14 protein-coding genes are annotated in these 16,159 nt (G+C 68.8%); 5 read left to right on the top strand and 9 right to left on the bottom strand.

Annotated features, from left to right (window positions below; all coding sequences use genetic code 11):
• Positions 1 to 40 precede the first annotated feature (40 nt).
• The 9 genes from mraY to ACIA8C_RS42470 all read right to left on the bottom strand — a co-directional run bounded on the left by mraY (position 41) and on the right by ACIA8C_RS42470 (position 10,781).
• Positions 41 to 1,117, bottom strand: a complete 1,077-nt coding sequence (mraY, locus tag ACIA8C_RS42510) for a phospho-N-acetylmuramoyl-pentapeptide-transferase (protein WP_150406558.1) — start codon at positions 1,115 to 1,117, stop codon at positions 41 to 43.
• Between the two features lie 76 nt (positions 1,118 to 1,193).
• Positions 1,194 to 2,708 carry a UDP-N-acetylmuramoyl-tripeptide--D-alanyl-D-alanine ligase gene (gene murF / locus ACIA8C_RS42505; protein WP_397145098.1) on the bottom strand — a complete coding sequence of 505 codons (1,515 nt, stop codon included), beginning with the start codon at positions 2,706 to 2,708 and terminating at the stop codon, positions 1,194 to 1,196.
• A complete protein-coding gene (locus ACIA8C_RS42500) occupies positions 2,705 to 4,297 on the bottom strand; it encodes a UDP-N-acetylmuramoyl-L-alanyl-D-glutamate--2,6-diaminopimelate ligase (RefSeq protein WP_397145164.1) in 1,593 nt (530 codons plus the stop codon). The genes murF and ACIA8C_RS42500 overlap by 4 nt, the downstream gene beginning before the upstream one ends.
• Before the next feature lie 604 nt (positions 4,298 to 4,901).
• Complete coding sequence (locus ACIA8C_RS42495; protein ID WP_397145096.1) at positions 4,902 to 6,794, bottom strand: peptidoglycan D,D-transpeptidase FtsI family protein; 1,893 nt, start codon at positions 6,792 to 6,794, stop codon at positions 4,902 to 4,904.
• Complete coding sequence (locus ACIA8C_RS42490) at positions 6,791 to 7,594, bottom strand: hypothetical protein (protein WP_397145094.1); 804 nt, start codon at positions 7,592 to 7,594, stop codon at positions 6,791 to 6,793. Before ACIA8C_RS42490 ends, ACIA8C_RS42495 begins: the two co-directional genes overlap by 4 nt.
• A gap of 85 nt (positions 7,595 to 7,679) precedes the next feature.
• Positions 7,680 to 8,771, bottom strand: coding sequence for a 16S rRNA (cytosine(1402)-N(4))-methyltransferase RsmH (gene rsmH, locus ACIA8C_RS42485; RefSeq protein ID WP_397145092.1), 1,092 nt, complete (start codon positions 8,769 to 8,771; stop codon positions 7,680 to 7,682).
• A gap of 144 nt (positions 8,772 to 8,915) precedes the next feature.
• A complete protein-coding gene (gene mraZ / locus ACIA8C_RS42480; RefSeq protein WP_040733463.1) occupies positions 8,916 to 9,347 on the bottom strand; it encodes a division/cell wall cluster transcriptional repressor MraZ in 432 nt (143 codons plus the stop codon).
• A gap of 416 nt (positions 9,348 to 9,763) precedes the next feature.
• Positions 9,764 to 10,192 carry a DUF3040 domain-containing protein gene (locus ACIA8C_RS42475; protein ID WP_150406553.1) on the bottom strand — a complete coding sequence of 143 codons (429 nt, stop codon included), beginning with the start codon at positions 10,190 to 10,192 and terminating at the stop codon, positions 9,764 to 9,766.
• Between the two features lie 148 nt (positions 10,193 to 10,340).
• Positions 10,341 to 10,781 (bottom strand): SAV_6107 family HEPN domain-containing protein, encoded by a 441-nt coding sequence (locus ACIA8C_RS42470; RefSeq protein WP_396989811.1) that lies wholly within the window; start codon positions 10,779 to 10,781, stop codon positions 10,341 to 10,343.
• A 141-nt stretch (positions 10,782 to 10,922) separates the two neighbouring features.
• On the opposite strand from ACIA8C_RS42470, the gene ACIA8C_RS42465 reads away from it, so the two are divergent.
• The 5 genes from ACIA8C_RS42465 to ACIA8C_RS42445 all read left to right on the top strand — a co-directional run bounded on the left by ACIA8C_RS42465 (position 10,923) and on the right by ACIA8C_RS42445 (position 16,027).
• On the top strand, positions 10,923 to 11,534 hold the full coding sequence (locus ACIA8C_RS42465) for a GNAT family N-acetyltransferase (protein WP_397145090.1): 612 nt from the start codon (positions 10,923 to 10,925) through the stop codon (positions 11,532 to 11,534).
• 52 nt (positions 11,535 to 11,586) lie between these two features.
• Complete coding sequence (locus ACIA8C_RS42460; protein ID WP_397145088.1) at positions 11,587 to 13,149, top strand: phytoene desaturase family protein; 1,563 nt, start codon at positions 11,587 to 11,589, stop codon at positions 13,147 to 13,149.
• Positions 13,149 to 14,030: a carotenoid biosynthesis protein gene (locus ACIA8C_RS42455; RefSeq protein WP_397145086.1), complete on the top strand. Its 882-nt coding sequence runs from the start codon at positions 13,149 to 13,151 to the stop codon at positions 14,028 to 14,030. Before ACIA8C_RS42460 ends, ACIA8C_RS42455 begins: the two co-directional genes overlap by 1 nt.
• Positions 14,031 to 14,126: 96 nt before the next feature.
• Positions 14,127 to 14,873, top strand: coding sequence for an LppM family (lipo)protein (locus ACIA8C_RS42450; RefSeq protein WP_397145162.1), 747 nt, complete (start codon positions 14,127 to 14,129; stop codon positions 14,871 to 14,873).
• Complete coding sequence (locus tag ACIA8C_RS42445; RefSeq protein WP_397145160.1) at positions 14,870 to 16,027, top strand: glycosyltransferase; 1,158 nt, start codon at positions 14,870 to 14,872, stop codon at positions 16,025 to 16,027. Before ACIA8C_RS42450 ends, ACIA8C_RS42445 begins: the two co-directional genes overlap by 4 nt.
• The last annotated feature ends 132 nt before the right edge of the window (positions 16,028 to 16,159 follow it).

Here is a 16,159-nt window from a genome sequence, read left to right as displayed (position 1 = left end):
TGATCGCAGGGCCCGAGGAGAATGTTCGACCATCGCTAGTTCACCCGACCGCAGAGAGATATTCGCTGTAGAACAAGCCGAGGCCGACGGCGGAAGCCATCGCGGCCAATAGCCAGAACCTGATGATCACCGTAGTCTCGGCCCACTTGCTGAGTTCGAAGTGATGATGGAACGGCGCCATCTTGAACAACCGGTTGCGCGTGGTGCGGTACACCGCCACCTGCAGCACAACCGACAGGGTTTCGGCAACGAACAGTGCGCCGATGACGATCATCAGCAGCTCGGTCCGGGTGGTGATGGACAGTCCGGCCAGCATGCCGCCGAGCGCAAGCGAACCGGTATCACCCATGAAGATCTTGGCGGGCGCGGCATTCCACCACAGGAAGCCGACGCACGCCGCGGCGCCCGCGGCACAGACCAGCGCCAAATCGAGCGGGTCGCGCACGTTGTAACAGCCGACCTCGGCCTTGATCTCGCAGGCGTGGTAGTACTGCCAGAACGTGATGACCACGTAGCCGCCGAGCACCAGGCTCATCGATCCGGCGGCCAGCCCGTCCAGGCCGTCGGTGAGGTTCACCGCGTTGGACCAGGCGACGACCACCAGGCAGACGAAGACAAGGAACACGACGACACCCATCGTCACCGTGCTGATGTCGCGCACATAGGACAGGTGCCTGCTGGCCGGGGTCAGCCCGCTGGCGCCGCGAAACTGCAGCGCGAGCACGCCGAACACGACGGCGGCGGTGAGCTGGCCGAGATACTTGCCCGCGGCGGTCAGGCCGAGGTTGCGCTGTTTGCGGATCTTGATGAAGTCGTCGACGAAGCCGACGCCGCCGAGCGCGGTGGCCAGGCCGAGTACCAGCAGGCCCGAGGCCGACGGCCCGTCCGCGCGATAGCCGATGCCGATCAGATGCGAGCCGAGGTAACCGGCCCACATGCCGATGATGATGGCGACGCCGCCCATGGTCGGGGTGCCGCGCTTGGCCTGGTGACTGGCCGGGCCGTCGACCCGGATCTCCTGGCCGAAGCCCTGCTTGGCGAACATCTTGATCAGCAGCGGGGTCAGCAGAATAGACACGGCGAGCGCTATCGCCGCCGCGAATAGAATCTGTCTCACGACTGAGCCTCGCTAACGCTCGGCTCAGCCGTTCGACAGGAGGTCGCTGCGTTTGTGGTTCGCTCGCTGCGCTCTCTCACGCTTCTGCCTCCGTGCTTCCCATACGTCCGCTGGATGGCTCTGCTGCGATCAGGTATTCGGCGACCTCCCAGAGGCCCACCGACTTCGACGCCTTGACCAGCACCACATCGCCCGCCTCGACCTCGTCGTCGAGCAACGCGATGGCCGCGCCGATGTCGGGCACGAGGATCGACTCCTCGCCCCATGAGCCTTCCATCACCGCTCCCTGATGCATCGCGCGGGACGGCCTTCCGTCGCCGACCACGATCAGCCGGTGCACGTCCAGCCGCACCGCGAGCCTGCCGATCCGGTCGTGTTCGATCACGGAATCCTCTCCCAGCTCACCCATTTCGCCGAGCACCGCCCAGCTGCGGCGCGGGGTCTCGCCCGCGCGTGCCATGGTGACCAGGGCCTTGAGGGCGGCGCGCACCGAATCCGGGTTGGCGTTGTAGGAGTCGTTGACGACGGTCACCCCGGCGGCGGTGGTCCGCACATCCATCCGGCGGGCCGACGCGGCGCGCGCCTCGGACAGTGACCGCGCGATGGTGTCGAGGTCGGCGCCGCATTCGAGGGCGACCGCCGCCGCGGACAGCGCGTTGCCGACCTGGTGTTCGCCGTGCACCGCCAACTGAATCGGGATGCTGCCCACCGGAGTATGCAGGGTGAAGCCGGCGCGGGCCGCGTCGTCGAGCCGGATGTCGGTGGCGCGGATGTCGGCACCGTCGGACTGGCCGACGGTCACCACACGGGCGGTGGTCCGCGAGGTCATCGCGGCGACCTGGTTGTCGTCGGCATTGAGCACGGCCAGCCCGGACGGCGGGAGTGCTTGCACCAGTTCGCCTTTGGTCTTGGCGATCGCCTCGCGGCTGCCGAACTCACCGAGGTGCGCGGTGCCGACGTTGAGCACGACGCCGATGGTCGGCGGGGTCACCTCGGCCGCCGCCGCGATATGGCCTGGGCCGCGCGCCGACATCTCGAGCACCAGGAAGCGAGTATCGGCGTTGGCGCGCAACGCGGTCCACGGGTGGCCGAGTTCGCTGTTGAACGAGCCCGGCGGCGCGACAACGGTGCCGAGCGGCGCGAGCACGGCCGCGAGCAGGTCTTTGGTCGAGGTCTTGCCGGACGAGCCGGTCACCCCGATCACGGTGAGAGTGCCTGCCGCGGTGAGGTGTTGCACGCTGGCGCGGGCCAGGTCGGCGAGCGCGGCGAGCACCGCGGCGCCGGAACCGTCCGAATCACCGGCCAGCGCAACCGAAGTCGACGGCACCGAGCCCGGCTGGGGCGCGACGACGATGGCGGGCACGCCGACCGGGCGTGCCGCGAGCACCGCGACCGCACCGGCCGCGACCGCCGGGACCGCCCAGTCGTGCCCGTCCGCTCGTGTGCCGGGCAGGGCAAGGAACAGATCGCCGGAACCGATTCGGCGCGAATCGAATTCCACCGAACCGGTCACTCGCACCTCCGGGTCGGGGACGTCGTGCAGCGTGCCGCCGACGACCTCCGCGATCTCCCGCAGTGTCATCTCGATCATGAAACCGTCAAGTCCTCCGCGTCCGCATTGTGCGGACTTCGCTTGTCCAGTGCCGCCGCGAGCACGTCGCGGTCGTCGAAGGGGTGCTTCACACCCCGGATCTCCTGCCCTGCCTCGTGCCCCTTGCCCGCAACCAGTACCACGTCGCCGGGCTGAGCCCAATTCACCGCCGCCGCAATGGCTTCGGCACGGTCGCCGAGCTCGCGCACCTCGCCGCGGCCGGACTCCGCCAGCGCGCCGGTGCGCATCGCCGCCCGGATCTCGGCCGGGTCCTCGCTGCGCGGGTTGTCGTCGGTGATGATCACCAGGTCGGCGCCTTTGGCCGCCACCGCGCCCATCAGCGGACGTTTACCCGCGTCCCGGTCGCCCCCGGCGCCGACCACCACGGCGAGGCGTCCTGGCGCTTCTGGCGCGTCTGCCGCGAGATGTCCACGCAGCGTGGCGATCACCGATTCCAGCGCGGCCGGCTTGTGCGCGTAGTCGACGATCGCGAGAAAGTCCTGCCCGCGCTCCACCCGCTGCATCCGGCCCGGCACGTCGACGGTGGCCAGGGCGGGCGCGGCGATCGAGGCGTCGACCCCGGCGGCCGCGCACACGGCGACCGCGAGCAGGCCGTTGGCCACGTTGTAGCGGCCCGGAAGGCGCAGCCGCACAGCGACATCGCCGCCGGGGCCGGTCGCGGTGAAGTCCTGCTCGCCGCCGTGCGCCGCGATCGGGCCGTTCAGGCGCCAGTCGCCGGTTCCGGTGGTGGACACCGTGATCGGGGCGTCGAGACCGTCGGCGAGACGCTGGCCCCACTCATCGTCGATGCAGACCACCGCAGTCCGCGCGGCAATCGGCGAGGTCGCCTCGAACAGCCTGCGCTTGGCGGCGAAGTAGTCCTCGAAGTCGGCGTGGAAGTCCAGGTGATCCTGCGACAGGTTGGTGAACGCGCCGACCGCGAAGCGCACGCCGTCCACCCGGCCGAGCGCCAGCGCGTGGCTGGACACCTCCATCACCACCGCGTCCACACCCTGCTCGACCATCAGCGCGAACATCGCCTGCAGCTGCGGCGCCTCGGGCGTGGTCAGCGCGCTCGGCACCCGGCGGCCGCCGATCCTGGTCTCGATGGTGCCGATCAGCGCCGTCGACAGTCCTGCCGCGGCCAGACCGGCCTCGACCAGGTAGGAGGTGGTCGTCTTGCCGGAGGTGCCGGTGATACCAACGATGCGCAGCCGCTCGCAGGGGTTGCCGTAGATCATGGCGGACAATTCGCCGAGCACCGCGCGCGGATTCTCCCGCACCAACACCGGCACATTCAGCTCACCGGCCAGCTCAGCGCCCGCCGCATCGGTGAACACCGCCACCGCACCCCGCTCGACCGCGTCCCGCGCGAACCGGGCGCCGTGCGCCTGCGCGCCTGGTAGCGCGACGAACAGGTCGCCGGGCAGCACCGACGCCGAGCGCTGCTCGATTCCGGTCACCGACGCCGCGCCCAACGGCCGCGGACCGACCGGATTCGCCGCGACGGCGGACGCCAGGGCGTCCAGCGGCGTCACGGGTGACTGGGCGGGCCGCAACGTGCGCGGTTCACCGGACTGCACAGAAATCAGGCTCCTCTCGGCGGCAGCGATCGACGTGCCAGGTTACCGGCGACCGACCAGCGCGCGACCAGGCAGCCCCACCGCAGCGGGGCGGCACCGCTCATCGCACCCTACGACGCCGGCAACCCGACAGTGTGCCACCACGCGGCCCGCCGCATTCGAATCAACGGAATTCGCGCACCGATACTTCGCATGCCTGCGACTACAGCGCTATCGCACCGCAAGCGAAACATATTCTGCCCGCCGCGATTCACGACATATAGGCAGCAAAATACTTGACACCGTATACATTGTGCGACAGGCCACGCGAGCGTCGATAGATGGCCACCGAAATAAACTTGAGCCCAATGATATTCATGCATTGTTCGAGCTCGGCGCATCGTTCCCGGAAAGATGGTCACAAAACGCCGTTTCGGGCAGCAAAGGGGTGTACCGAGCTGACCGCGGGACCCTTTCAACTAGCTGAAAGGGCCCACCTCAGCCGGGGTCAGTGGCGGCGCACTGGCCGCAGGCAGTGTGACAGCGGAAATCCCGATAAACATGAGCCCTCCCATTTCGGCCTTGCCTTGATTCAGCCGCGGAACTGAGCAACACATTTGCCGTGACTGATTCAGTCCGCCTGGAGCACGAAACGTTTGGACGGTTCCGGTGATGGCGGGATTCGGTCGCGCTGCAATGCCCATGAGGCGATGTTGTGGAACAGCGGTGCGGCCGACTGACCGCCGCTGCCGTCGGAGCTGCGGATGGGGTTGTCGAGCATCAGGCCGATGACGTAGCGCGGGTTGTCGGCGGGGGCGATGCCCGCGAACGTGATGAAGAACGACGAGGTCGAGTAGCACCCACAGCTGGGGTCGACCTTTTGCGCGGTGCCGGTCTTGCCCGCGATCTGGTAGCCGTCGATCGCGGCGGGCCAGCCGGTGCCGTTCTGGTTGGCGTTCATCGGGTCACGCTGGACCACCGACTGGAACATGGTGCGCAGCGTCGCGGCGGTCTGCGGGCTCACCACGCGCACACCGTCGGGCTGGGCCTCGTCGGTACGGGTACCGTCCGGCGCGATCTCGGCCTTGATGATCCGCGGCGGGATGCGCACCCCGTCGTTGGCGATGGCCTGGTACATGCCCGTCATCTGCAAGGTGGTCATCGAAAGACCCTGACCGATAGGAAGGTTGGCGAAGGTGCCGCCCGACCATTGGTCACGGGCAGGCACCACACCGGCACTTTCGCCCGGCAGGCCGACGCCGGTTCGCTGGCCGAGTCCGAAGCGATTCACCATGTCGGCGAATCGGTCCTCGCCCACCCGCTGCGCGAGCATCAGGGTCCCCACGTTGGAGGACCTGCCGAAGATGCCGGTGGTGGTGTAGGGCGCCACACCGTGCACCCAAGCATCGTGGACGGTCACCCCCGCCATCCGGATCTCGCCGGGAACCTGGTGCACCTCATCGGGATTGGTCAACCCGTACTCGATCGAGGCGGCCGCGGTGATGATCTTGTTCACCGAGCCGGGCTCGAACACGTTGACCACCGCCGGATTGCTCATTTCGGCGCTTGCCCACGTTTGCGGCCCCTGCTGCGGATTGAAGGTGTTGTCGTTGGCCATCGACAGCACCTGTCCGGTCTTGGCGTCGAGCACGACCGCGGAGGCCGAGTTGGCACCGGACATCTCCTTGGCCTGCTGCACCTGCTGCTGCACGTAGTACTGCAGGTCCGAATCCAGCGTCAGCTCCACGCCGTGGCCGTTGACGGCGTCCTGCTTGTCGCGCGAGCTGCCGGGAATGACCGCGCCGTCGGAACCGCGGTCGTAGGTGTGCGAACCGTCGGTGCCCGCGAGCGCCGAGTCGAGCGACGACTCCAGCCCGATCTGACCGTGCCCGTCCCAGCCGGTGGCGCCGAGCACGTTGGCCGCGAGCGACCCGCCCGGATGCTCCCTCGGATATTGGGAATCCGCACCGACCTCGGGGTACTGCGTGCGGATATCCGCGGCGATCCTTGGATCGACGCCGCGCGCCAGGTACACGAACTTTTCATCGCTGTGCAGCTTGGCGAGCAGGTCCGCCTCCGACGGGCCCGCCTTACCGAGCTTGTCATGGATGGTCTTGGCGATCGCCTTCAGCCGCTCGTCCGGGTCAGGCTCCTTATCGTTCTTGGCTTTCGCATCGGCCAGCTGCTTACGGACCGGGACCGGCTGGAAGTTCAGCTGTTTCGCGGCGATGGTGTACGCGAGCGCCTTACCGTTGCGGTCGGTAATCGGGCCACGCACCGCGTAGTCGATCTCGTGCTGCGTGCGCTGAGTCGCCGCCTGCGCGGAAAGGCTTGGCGCACCGATGGTCTGGATCCACAACAACTGCAACGCGACTACGCCGAGCGCGATCAGCATGATGATCCGGCCCGCGCCGAGTCGTCTGCGTTGCGGCCGATCTTTTTTGGGTGGCGCGGAGCGTGGGCGGGCCGACTTACTCGGACCAGGCTCGCGCCGCCGACGCGGCGCGGGCCTGGTCTGTGTCACCTCTGGCCTCCGTCAGAAAGCGCTTGAGGCTGTGGGGTTTCCGGCTGCCCCTGCGCGAGATCCACCGGCGGGTGCAGGGTTTCGGCCTGCGGCGGCGTGGGCTCGGCCGGTGCCGCGGGGACCGGGCTGACCGGCACCGGGCTCGCCGGGGCCGCGTTCACCTGAACATTGTTCGCCTGTGCACCGTTGCCCGGCGCGGGCGGCAGGGCGGGCGGCGGCGGGGTCGTCGTCACCGGCACCACGCGTTCACCGCGCGCCTGCACGTTGCCTGCCTGCGGGTTGGGCGGGGCGGTCGGCGAAATGTTCAGCGGCGGCACCGGGGGGCCGTCCGCCGGGGCCGGCTTGCCGACCACGGTCACGGCGCCGTCGGGGGCGACGATGATGCGGGCCGGGTCCTTGGCCGGGATCATGCCCTGTTCCCGGGCACGGGCGGCCAGGTCGGGCGGGGAATCCGCGGACTCCACCTCACGCAGCAGCGCGGCGCGCTCGTCGGCGAGCCGCTTGTTGGTCGCCCGGATATCGCCGAGCTGGTAGCTGTCCTCCGCGGCGCGGGTGGTCAGCAGCAGGGTGAGCGCGAGACCACAGCCGAGCAGCGCGATGATCGCCGCGACGAACGGAATGCGCCCGGCCATCGCCGACCCTTGCCGACGCGGCAGATCGGGTGTGTCCGAACGAGTTTCGGCGCGGGTCCGGCGCCGGGCGTAAGCCCGTTGCGCGGCACCCGATTTCACCCGCTCGGATTCGTGCACCCGGCGGGCGATCCGCCCGGGTGCCTCGACGGTCCGCGTCCTGATACTCATACTGCCGTCCCCTCGTGAGTCTGTGCGGGACATCCGGCCTCCCTTGTCCAGGCCCCGCACCCGGTCCGCCGGACGAGCTCATGTCTCATCCGGCCTCCTGAATTCGCTCCGCGGCCCGCATCCGTACCGGTGCGGCCCGCGGGTTCTCCGCTATCTCCTCCTCGGTCGCCTTCTCCGCGCCACGGGTCAGCATCCGGAATTCCGGTCCCATGCCGGGTAATTCGACCGGTAGGTCGACGGGGGTCCTGGAGGCCGCGCGCGGCGCGAACTCCTGCTTGACCACCTTGTCCTCGAGTGACTGATACGACATGACGACGATCCGGCCGCCGATCCGCAGGGCGTCCATCGCCGCGGGCAGCGCGGCGCGCAGCGAATCGAGCTCGCGGTTGACCTCCACCCGCAGCGCCTGAAAGGTGCGCTTGGCCGGATGTCCGCCGGTGCGGCGGGTGGCCGCCGGTATCGCCGCGTAGAGCAGTTCCACCAGCTCGGCGCTGGTGGTGAACGGCCGCTGCGCGCGGCGGCGCAGTACCTCGGAGGCGATCCGGCCCGCAAAGCGTTCCTCGCCATAGGTTTTCAGCACGCGGGCCAGGTCGCCGTGGCTGTAGGTGTTGAGCACGTCGGCGGCGGTGGGGCCGGTGGTGGGATCCATCCGCATGTCCAGCGGCGCGTCGATGGAGTAGGCGAAGCCGCGATCGGTCTCGTCGAGTTGCATCGAGGACACGCCGAGGTCCATCAGGATGCCGGAGACCGAGCCGCGGGCGGCCAGCCCGGCTTGCTCGAGCGCGTCGGCGATCCCGTCATATCGGGTGTGCACCAGGGTGACTCGGTCCGCGAACGGCGCGAGCCGCTCGGTGGCCAGCTTCAGCGCGGCGGTATCGCGATCGAGACCGACGAGCCGGAGGCCGGGATAGGTGCGCAGGAAGTGTTCGGCGTGTCCGCCGAGACCGAGCGTCGCGTCGAGGTAGACCGCACCTGGTTCGGTGAGGGCGGGCCCGAGCAGCGCGTCGGCCCGGCCGAGCAGAACAGGAACATGGCGGGGGCCGTCCTGCTCACGGTTCACCTCGACCTCCCGGGATCTGCCTCGCTTCGTCGCGCACCGCGCACGGGTCGCCTTGTGTGCTGATGCGGGAGTTCCCGCACCCCTCGGCCCAACGAGCGCTTCGCGATTGTGTCTCATTGGGCCGCAAGTGCTTTTGCCTAAGAAACCGTTGCCGGAGACGAATGCCCCGTGGTCTCTGACCGAACCTCGGCACCTGGCGTCGGGGAAGTACGTCAGGGTCCGCGTCCGGGCAGAGGCCACGCGGCACTCGTTCGCTCGGGGCTAGAAAATTCCGCCCAGCGACTCGTCTCTCGCTTGCGAGAAATCCTCCTCGTGCTCGGCGAGGTAGGAGTCCCACGCCTGCTTGTCCCATATTTCGAGGAAATCGACCGAGCCGGTGACCACGCAATCCCGTTGCAGGTTTGCGTACCGCCGATGTTCGGCCGATAACACGATCCGGCCCTGTGCGTCCGGACGTTGCTCATCCGTTCCGGCCGCTAGCGCCCGGACGAACGCGCGCGCCTGCGGGTTACTTCGAGATGCCGCCGCGGCTCGTCGAGCGAGCGCGGTGAACTCTTCTTTGGGATACACGGCAAGGCTGTGGTCTTGACCCTTCGTGACCATCAACCCTCCCGCCAGATCGTCTCGAAATTTCGCAGGCAACGTGAGTCGCCCCTTGTCGTCCAGCCGAGGTGTGTAGGTACCGAGAAACAACTCGATACCTCCCTAGTCGATCACCTCGATGGTCGGCCTTTCCGGTAGTGCGCGCTCCACATTACCCCACTTTCCCCCACTTTCAATCGAAACTGCCGGTGATCTGGCTCCCGGCCCAGACGATTTCGCAGGTCATCCCAGCTATCACCATGGTGGAGAACTTTTTGCGTGTTCTGCCGACACGCACAGTCCGCATGGACAAAGGCCCGGAAACACCCAGCAAACGCCCAGGTGCGAGGTCGCTCGGCCGAAGATGGGGGGAAGTGGGGGATCTTGTGGGGGGAGGTGGAGCGAGTGCCGCGAACCCCCGCGCGGCGCGGCGCGGCGACGCCGCGCTATCCACACGCGAGACGGCGACGCCGCACCGGATCGGTGCGGCGTCGCCGTCTGTCTGCAGATGTCAGGCTACGAGCGGGCTAATCCTGCTCGAACCGTCGCCGGAAGCGGTCCTCCATGCGTTCGGAGAAACCGCCGGACTTACGTTGGCGCCCACGCGGTCCGGCCGTTCCACCACTGGGACCGCCGGGCGTGGCGTCGCCGCCGGCCCGATCGCCCTTGGCCATGCCCTTGGAGGTGCCGACCAGCAGCAGTACGCCGGCCGCGAACATGACGATGAATCCGACCAGACTGATGATCGGGAAGCCGCCGGGCTTCACTGGGGCAGCGATGCCGGCGACGAGTAGAAACAGACCGAGGACGAACAAGGCCGCGGCCTGGAGTCTGCGACGACTCGAGGTCGAGCGAAGGCGCCCGCCGCGGACGGACGACGCGAACTTCGGATCCTCAGCATAGAGCGCGCTCTCGATCTGTTCGAGCATGCGCTGCTCGTGCTCGGAGAGTGGCACGGTACCTCCCCCGGCACTAGGCGTGGCTGTCGCCTCCGGGTAGGCGACCTGATAGCCGACCTTGGCGGCTATCTGTCACCAATGATACGAGTTCGATCAGGGCCGTACCACCTAGTCGCCCATAACTATGTGGGCGTGCCGCCGGTCACTATCCGGTCATGCCGCCTGTCCACCCCGGTGCGGGGCGCAACCGAGCCGATGCGGTAAGGAGATCTTCGACGTCGTGCAGGAATGCTCCTACCCGCGAATAGAACTCGTCGGCCTCGTCTTCGTCGACGTCACGATCGAGTCCGGCCTCCAGCGCGGCCCTGGTCTCCGAGCGCCCGCTGAAGTAATCCGCCCACATGACGAACTCGGGCGCGGCGGACTGCATCAGCACCCACGCGTTCCGCGAACGAGCCCGCGGCGCGTTGTCCGCGCCGGTGAGCGCGATCACCGCGCCCGCCCCGCGTAATGCCGCCAGATAGGCGGTGCGGAACCGCTCGCGCGGGTCCCGCTCGCCCGCCGCCTGCATGAGCAGGCCATCGGCCCGTTGCAGCAGCTTGCCCGCCCGCCCGGGCTGTCCCGGATGTTCGACCCGACCAGACATCTCGGAGTCCCTTCGCCATCGCGTACCTGGAGCCAGCACCGCCTAGTGTGACCGAACAGGTATTCGAACGTTTGAATTGAGATTGAATATAGAGACGCCCACCGACAAACTTCCGCGCCCGCTGTGGACCCGACGAGAGCCATGACCGCCGTCAAGCCCAATCACACCCCCGCACCTGTCGTCGTCGACCTCTCCGTCGCGACACTGCGCTCCCGGCTGCACGATGCGCTGGCGGTGTATGTCGCGGCGATGGACTATCCGCGCGGCACCGAACACCACCGCGCGCCGATGTGGACCGAGCACACCACCCGCCCGGGCTGGCAGGCCGTCGCGGCGGTGGTCCCCGACGATTCGGGGCACGTCGACCTGCGCTCGTCGCCGATCGTGGCGATCGCCTACGGCTACCGCGGTGCCGCGCACCAGTGGTGGCATCAGCAGGTGCACAGCGGTATGCGGCGCTCCGGATGGCCGGAACATTCGACGCGCGAACTGCTTTCGGACTATTTCGAACTGACCGAGCTGCACGTACACCCTTCGGCGCAGGGTCTCGGCATCGGCGGCACGCTGCTGGAACGGCTGCTGCGCGAGCGCCCGGAGAAGGCGGTGCTGCTGTCCACCCCGGAGGTGGATCGGGAGGACAACCGGGCCTGGCGGCTGTACCGGCGGCAGGAATTCACCGATGTGGTGCGGAATTTCGTGTTCGCCGGCGACAATCGGCCGTTCGCCATTCTCGGACGACGGCTGCCGCTGTGAGGGCTGCGCGCACAACGCCGCTGGGACCGCGAGGCGCCGGGGTGCGGGTCACGTGACGGTCGTTGTGGTCGGTTCGGGCCACAATGCGCTGGTCGCCGCCTGTTATCTCGCGCGGGCCGGGCACGCGGTGCAGGTGCTCGAGCGTGACGAGGTGCTCGGCGGTGCGGTGTCGACCGTCGAACGGTTTCCCGGGCATCGGGTCGATCGCGGATCGTCGGCGCACATCATGGTGCGGCACACGGGGATCATCGAGGAGCTCGACCTTACCCGCTTCGGGCTGCGGTACATCGATTGCGACCCTTGGGGTTTCACGCCCGGCAGCGATGGGCGCCCGCCGCTGGTGTTCCATCGCGATCTGGACGCCACCTGCGCGTCGATCGCGGCCGCCTGCGGCGAGCGGGATGCCGCGGCGTATCGGCGTTTCGTGCAGGTGTGGGGGCCACGAAGCGCGCGGGTGATGCGGGCGTTCGGCGGTGGGCCGACGCCGGGCCGGTTGCTGCGTTCGTTCTGGGGGCTGGACGCCAAGGACGGCGGGAGCGCGTTGTCGCGGGAGTTCCTGCAGTCCGGGGACGCGTTGCTGGACACGTGCTTTCAGGATGAACGGCTCAAGGCTTCGCTCGCCTGGTTCGGCGCGCAGTCCGGACCGCCGATGTCGGAGCCGGGCACCGCGCCGATGGTGGGGTTCGCCGCGCTGATGCACACGCTGCCGCCGGGACGTGCGGTCGGCGGTAGTGGTGCGTTGTCCGCCGCGCTCGTCGAGCGGCTGCGCTCCGATGGCGGCGTGGTGACGGCGGGCGACGCCGTGACCGCGCTGCGCCGCGCGGGTGACGGCTGGCGGGTGCGCACCGCCTCGGGGCGAAACCTGTACGCGGATACCGTTATCGCGGGCTCGCATGTGCTGACCACCCTGGATCTGTTGCGCGAGGGCGGGTTCGACGCCGCCGTGCTCGATGACTGGAAGCGGCGGATTCGGGTCGGTCCTGGGATCGGCATGGTGGTGCGGGTGGCGACCCGGTCGTTGCCGCACTACCCGGGCAGCTCGGTCGGCGAATCCGCCCGTGGGCTCCAGTTTCTCGTGTCCGACCGGCGTCAGCTTCGGCTCGCGCACGGTGCCGCGTCGGCCGGGGATCTGCCGCCGCGACCGGTGGTGCTTGCGATGAGTTTCAGCGCGCTCGACCCGAGTATCGCGCCGTCCGGCGAGCATCAGCTCTCCCTGTGGGCACAGTGGCACCCGTATCGGCTGGCCGACGGCAGCGATTGGGCCACCCACGCGGAACGGGAGGGCGACCGCATCATCGCCGAGGTCGACTCCTACGCACCGGGTTTCGCCGATTCGGTGCTGCGCAGGTTCGTGCAGACGCCGGTCGATCTGGAGCGGGAGATGGGGCTGCTCGGCGGCAATGTGATGCACGTGGAGATGTCGCTGGATCAGATGATGATGTGGCGGCCGCTTCCGGAACTGTCCGGACAGCGGGTACCCGGTGCGCCCGGGCTGTATCTGACCGGCGCGTCGACGCATCCAGGCGGCGGCGTCTCCGGCGCCAGCGGCCGCAGCGCCGCCAACCTCGCCCTGCGCGACCTCCGCCGCCACCGATTCCCGTTGTTGCGCAGGTGATGACGGTGCACACGTGTGTGGCCGTGCGGCGGGGTGGCGCACGTGGGACAGTGCGCCGATGTGCGCCACTCGTCTTGGCGGTGGCGTTAGTTCTGGTGCAGATCGCCTATCCGCTGACGTCCGGGGCCGGGCGAGACCGGGTCACCGTTGCGGTGGTGCTGCTCTCGGCGGGCACGGCATTGGCGCACGCGACGGCGACGCGCGGGATTCGTTATGCGGCCGCATTTTTGGTGATCGTGTCGGGGCTCGGGCTGGCCGCTGAGATCGTCGGTACCGCAACAGGATTGCCGTTCGGGTGTTACGAGTACGCGGTGGATCGACTTGGGCCGGCGCTCGGTGGGGTGCCGCTGGTGGTCCCGCTGGCCTGGACGGGCGGGTTGTATCCGGTGTGGGTGGTCGCGGGGCTGCTCGCCCCTCGGGCGGCAGCGCGGGTCGGCCTGCTGGTGGTTGGCGCGGTCGGCTGGGATCTCTTCCTCGACCCGCAGATGGTCGCCGACGGGCAGTGGACCTGGTGCGACACCGGCTCCGGGCTGCCCGGTCTCGCGCAGATTCCGGTCACGAATTATCTCGGTTGGTGCACGGTGGCGTTGCTGATGGGTGCGCTGCTGACCATCTTGGATCGGGCGGTGCCCGCGTCAGCGGGGCTGGATAACCCGTCGAATCCGTCAGCGGGGCTGGACACCATCGCCTCGGATTCGGGCTCGGTCGCGGTGCCGGTGGCGGTTTTCCTGTGGACCTGGCTCGGGTCGGCACTCGCGCACGCGGTGTTCCTCGGTCTACCGGTTTCGGCCTGCTACGGCGGCATCGGGCTGGCTGTTCTCGGCCTCCCGCTGCTGCGTCACCTCTGGTTTTCCCGCCTCCGACCGGAACCGGCGGGCTAGCAGAAGCACATCGCGGGCCTCCTTCCGCCCGTCGCGTGGGCATCTGGACGGATGGCCTGGCACGATGTCCCCGTGCAGCCGAGTCCCATCACCACGATGCCCGATGCCCCGGTACTACCGTCGCCGCGGACGCCCCGCCCTGGAGTGCGTGTCGCCGCGGCCGTCCTGCTCGCGGCGTTGCTGGTACCCGTACTCGCGGGCTGCCTGCGGGTGCAGGTATCGATGGGTGTTTCGTCCAACGACCGCGTGTCCGGGCGGATCGTCGCCGCGGTGGTGCCCGCCGAAGCCAATGACAAGGGCCCGCAGCTGAAGGCGCCCGACACGCTGGCCGCGAAGGTACGGGTGGAGCCCTACTCCCAGGACGGGTACGTGGGCAGCCAGGTGTTCTTCGAGGACATGTCGTTCGGCGAGGTCGGCCAGCTCGGTCAGCTGTCCGAGCAAACCCAGGGCATGTTCCAACTGCAGTTCCAGCGAGCCGGTGACCTGGTCAGCCTGAGCGGGCGCGTCGACTTGAAATCCGTGCCGCCGCACGGCTCCGACGTGCAATTCACCGTCGCGTTCCCGGCCCGCGTCGCGAAGACCAACGGCAATCGCGAGGGCGACAACATCGTCTCCTGGAAGCTGCCCGCCGGCGACGTCTCGACATTGCGCGCCGAGGTCAGCTACGCCGACCCGAACACCCGCTCGTTCGCGGGCTGGGCGGGCATCGTCGGCGGCATCACCCTCGCCGTGGCCGCCATCATCGCCGCCATGGCCTTCATGGACCGCAATCCGCCCGCCCCGGGTGCCCCGACCGGCCTGTCCTGGAGCCGGTGGTGGAAAACGGTCAAACAGGGCCGCTGAGCCGTTCGCCGGTGCGCGCGGCCGCGTGGGCCGGCGCCGGAATCTCGTTGGCGGGCACTGGGATTGCGTTGTACAACCGGATCACGGTGCGCCAGCTGGCGGATACCGCCGTCGAGGTGAACGAGCCGGTCACCGTGTGTGTTCCGGCTCGTGACGAGGCCGCGCGGCTGCCCGGGTTGATCGCGGATCTGCGGGCGCAGCGGGGCGTCGCGCGGATGCGCGTCGTGATCATCGATGACGCGTCGGATGATGACACCTATGCGACGGCGGTTGACGCGGTCGGCGGAGATCCGCGAATCACGGTGTTGCGCAACAACGCCGAGCCACCCACCGGATGGACCGGCAAAGCCGCCGCGTGTGCGCGACTAGCCGAATCCGTGGTCACGCCCGTGCTGGTGTTCGTGGACGCGGATGTGCGGCTCGCGCCGGGAGCGATCGCCGCGGCGGTCACCGAATTACGCAGGCAGCGCGTCGCGTTGGTGTCGCCATGGCCGATGCAGCGAGCCGAATCGGTGGTCGAGGGCTTGGTGCAGCCGTTGCTGTGCTGGTCGTGGGCGGCCACGCTGCCGATCGCACTGGCCAACCGGAGCCTGCGGCCGTCGACTTCCGTTGCCTGCGGCCAATTTCTGGTGTTCGACACCGCCGCCTACCGTGCCATCGGCGGACACGCGGCGGTGGCCGCCAGCGCCACTGAAGACCTCGACATCGCCCGAACACTGCGTCGCGCAGGACAACCCACCACCCTCGTTGCCGCGGGCCGCCTGGCAAGCACCCGAATGTATGCGGGCACCGCCGAACTCGCGGCCGGTTACACCCGATGGCTGTGGTCCGCGTACGGCGGCACCATCGCGGGCGGAGCGGCTGTGGGAACGATTGCCGCCCTGGCTTATTGGATCCCGCCATGGGTGGCGATCAGTGGTCGTGGCGTGGTCCGCCGCGCCGGTGCACTCGGCTACGCGGCGGCCGTCACCGGCAGGCTGCTGGCCCGTTCCACCGAAACCGGCGGCCCGCCCTCCCCCGCTGATGTCCTTGCCGCCCTGGCGCACCCATTCTCCGTGGCGGCCTACTTGCTGCTCTGGGCGCGCTCGCACCGCGCCCGAGGACGGGGCGCGCTGCGCTGGAAGGGTCGCGTGCTCAGGTCTGACGGCGGGTAGCCCGATAAGTCGTCGCACCACGATCGCGGAACTGAACACGACCCGCTCGCAACGCAGTCGGCGGCACGCCACCGCTTACGGGACCTCGGTGATCCCCACCGTCGGCAGGAAGAAGCAGGACTTGCCGCCGTT

The sequence above is a fragment of the Nocardia sp. NPDC051321 genome (genome assembly GCF_044455225.1).
In the GTDB taxonomy this organism is placed as follows: Bacteria; Actinomycetota; Actinomycetes; order Mycobacteriales; family Mycobacteriaceae; genus Nocardia.
This window is presented reverse-complemented; position numbering and strand designations above follow the sequence as displayed.

Excerpts from the sequence above, each read along its gene's own strand:
- ACIA8C_RS42450 (WP_397145162.1), top strand. The coding sequence starts at position 14,127 with ATGCCCGATGCCCCGGTACTACCGTCGCCGCGGACGCCCCGCCCTGGA.
- ACIA8C_RS42470 (WP_396989811.1), bottom strand. The coding sequence starts at position 10,781 with ATGTCTGGTCGGGTCGAACATCCGGGACAGCCCGGGCGGGCGGGCAAG.
- ACIA8C_RS42465 (WP_397145090.1), top strand. The coding sequence starts at position 10,923 with ATGACCGCCGTCAAGCCCAATCACACCCCCGCACCTGTCGTCGTCGAC.
- rsmH (WP_397145092.1), bottom strand. The coding sequence starts at position 8,771 with ATGAGACACAATCGCGAAGCGCTCGTTGGGCCGAGGGGTGCGGGAACT.
- ACIA8C_RS42490 (WP_397145094.1), bottom strand. The coding sequence starts at position 7,594 with ATGAGTATCAGGACGCGGACCGTCGAGGCACCCGGGCGGATCGCCCGC.
- ACIA8C_RS42455 (WP_397145086.1), top strand. The coding sequence starts at position 13,149 with ATGACGGTGCACACGTGTGTGGCCGTGCGGCGGGGTGGCGCACGTGGG.
- murF (WP_397145098.1), bottom strand. The coding sequence starts at position 2,708 with ATGATCGAGATGACACTGCGGGAGATCGCGGAGGTCGTCGGCGGCACG.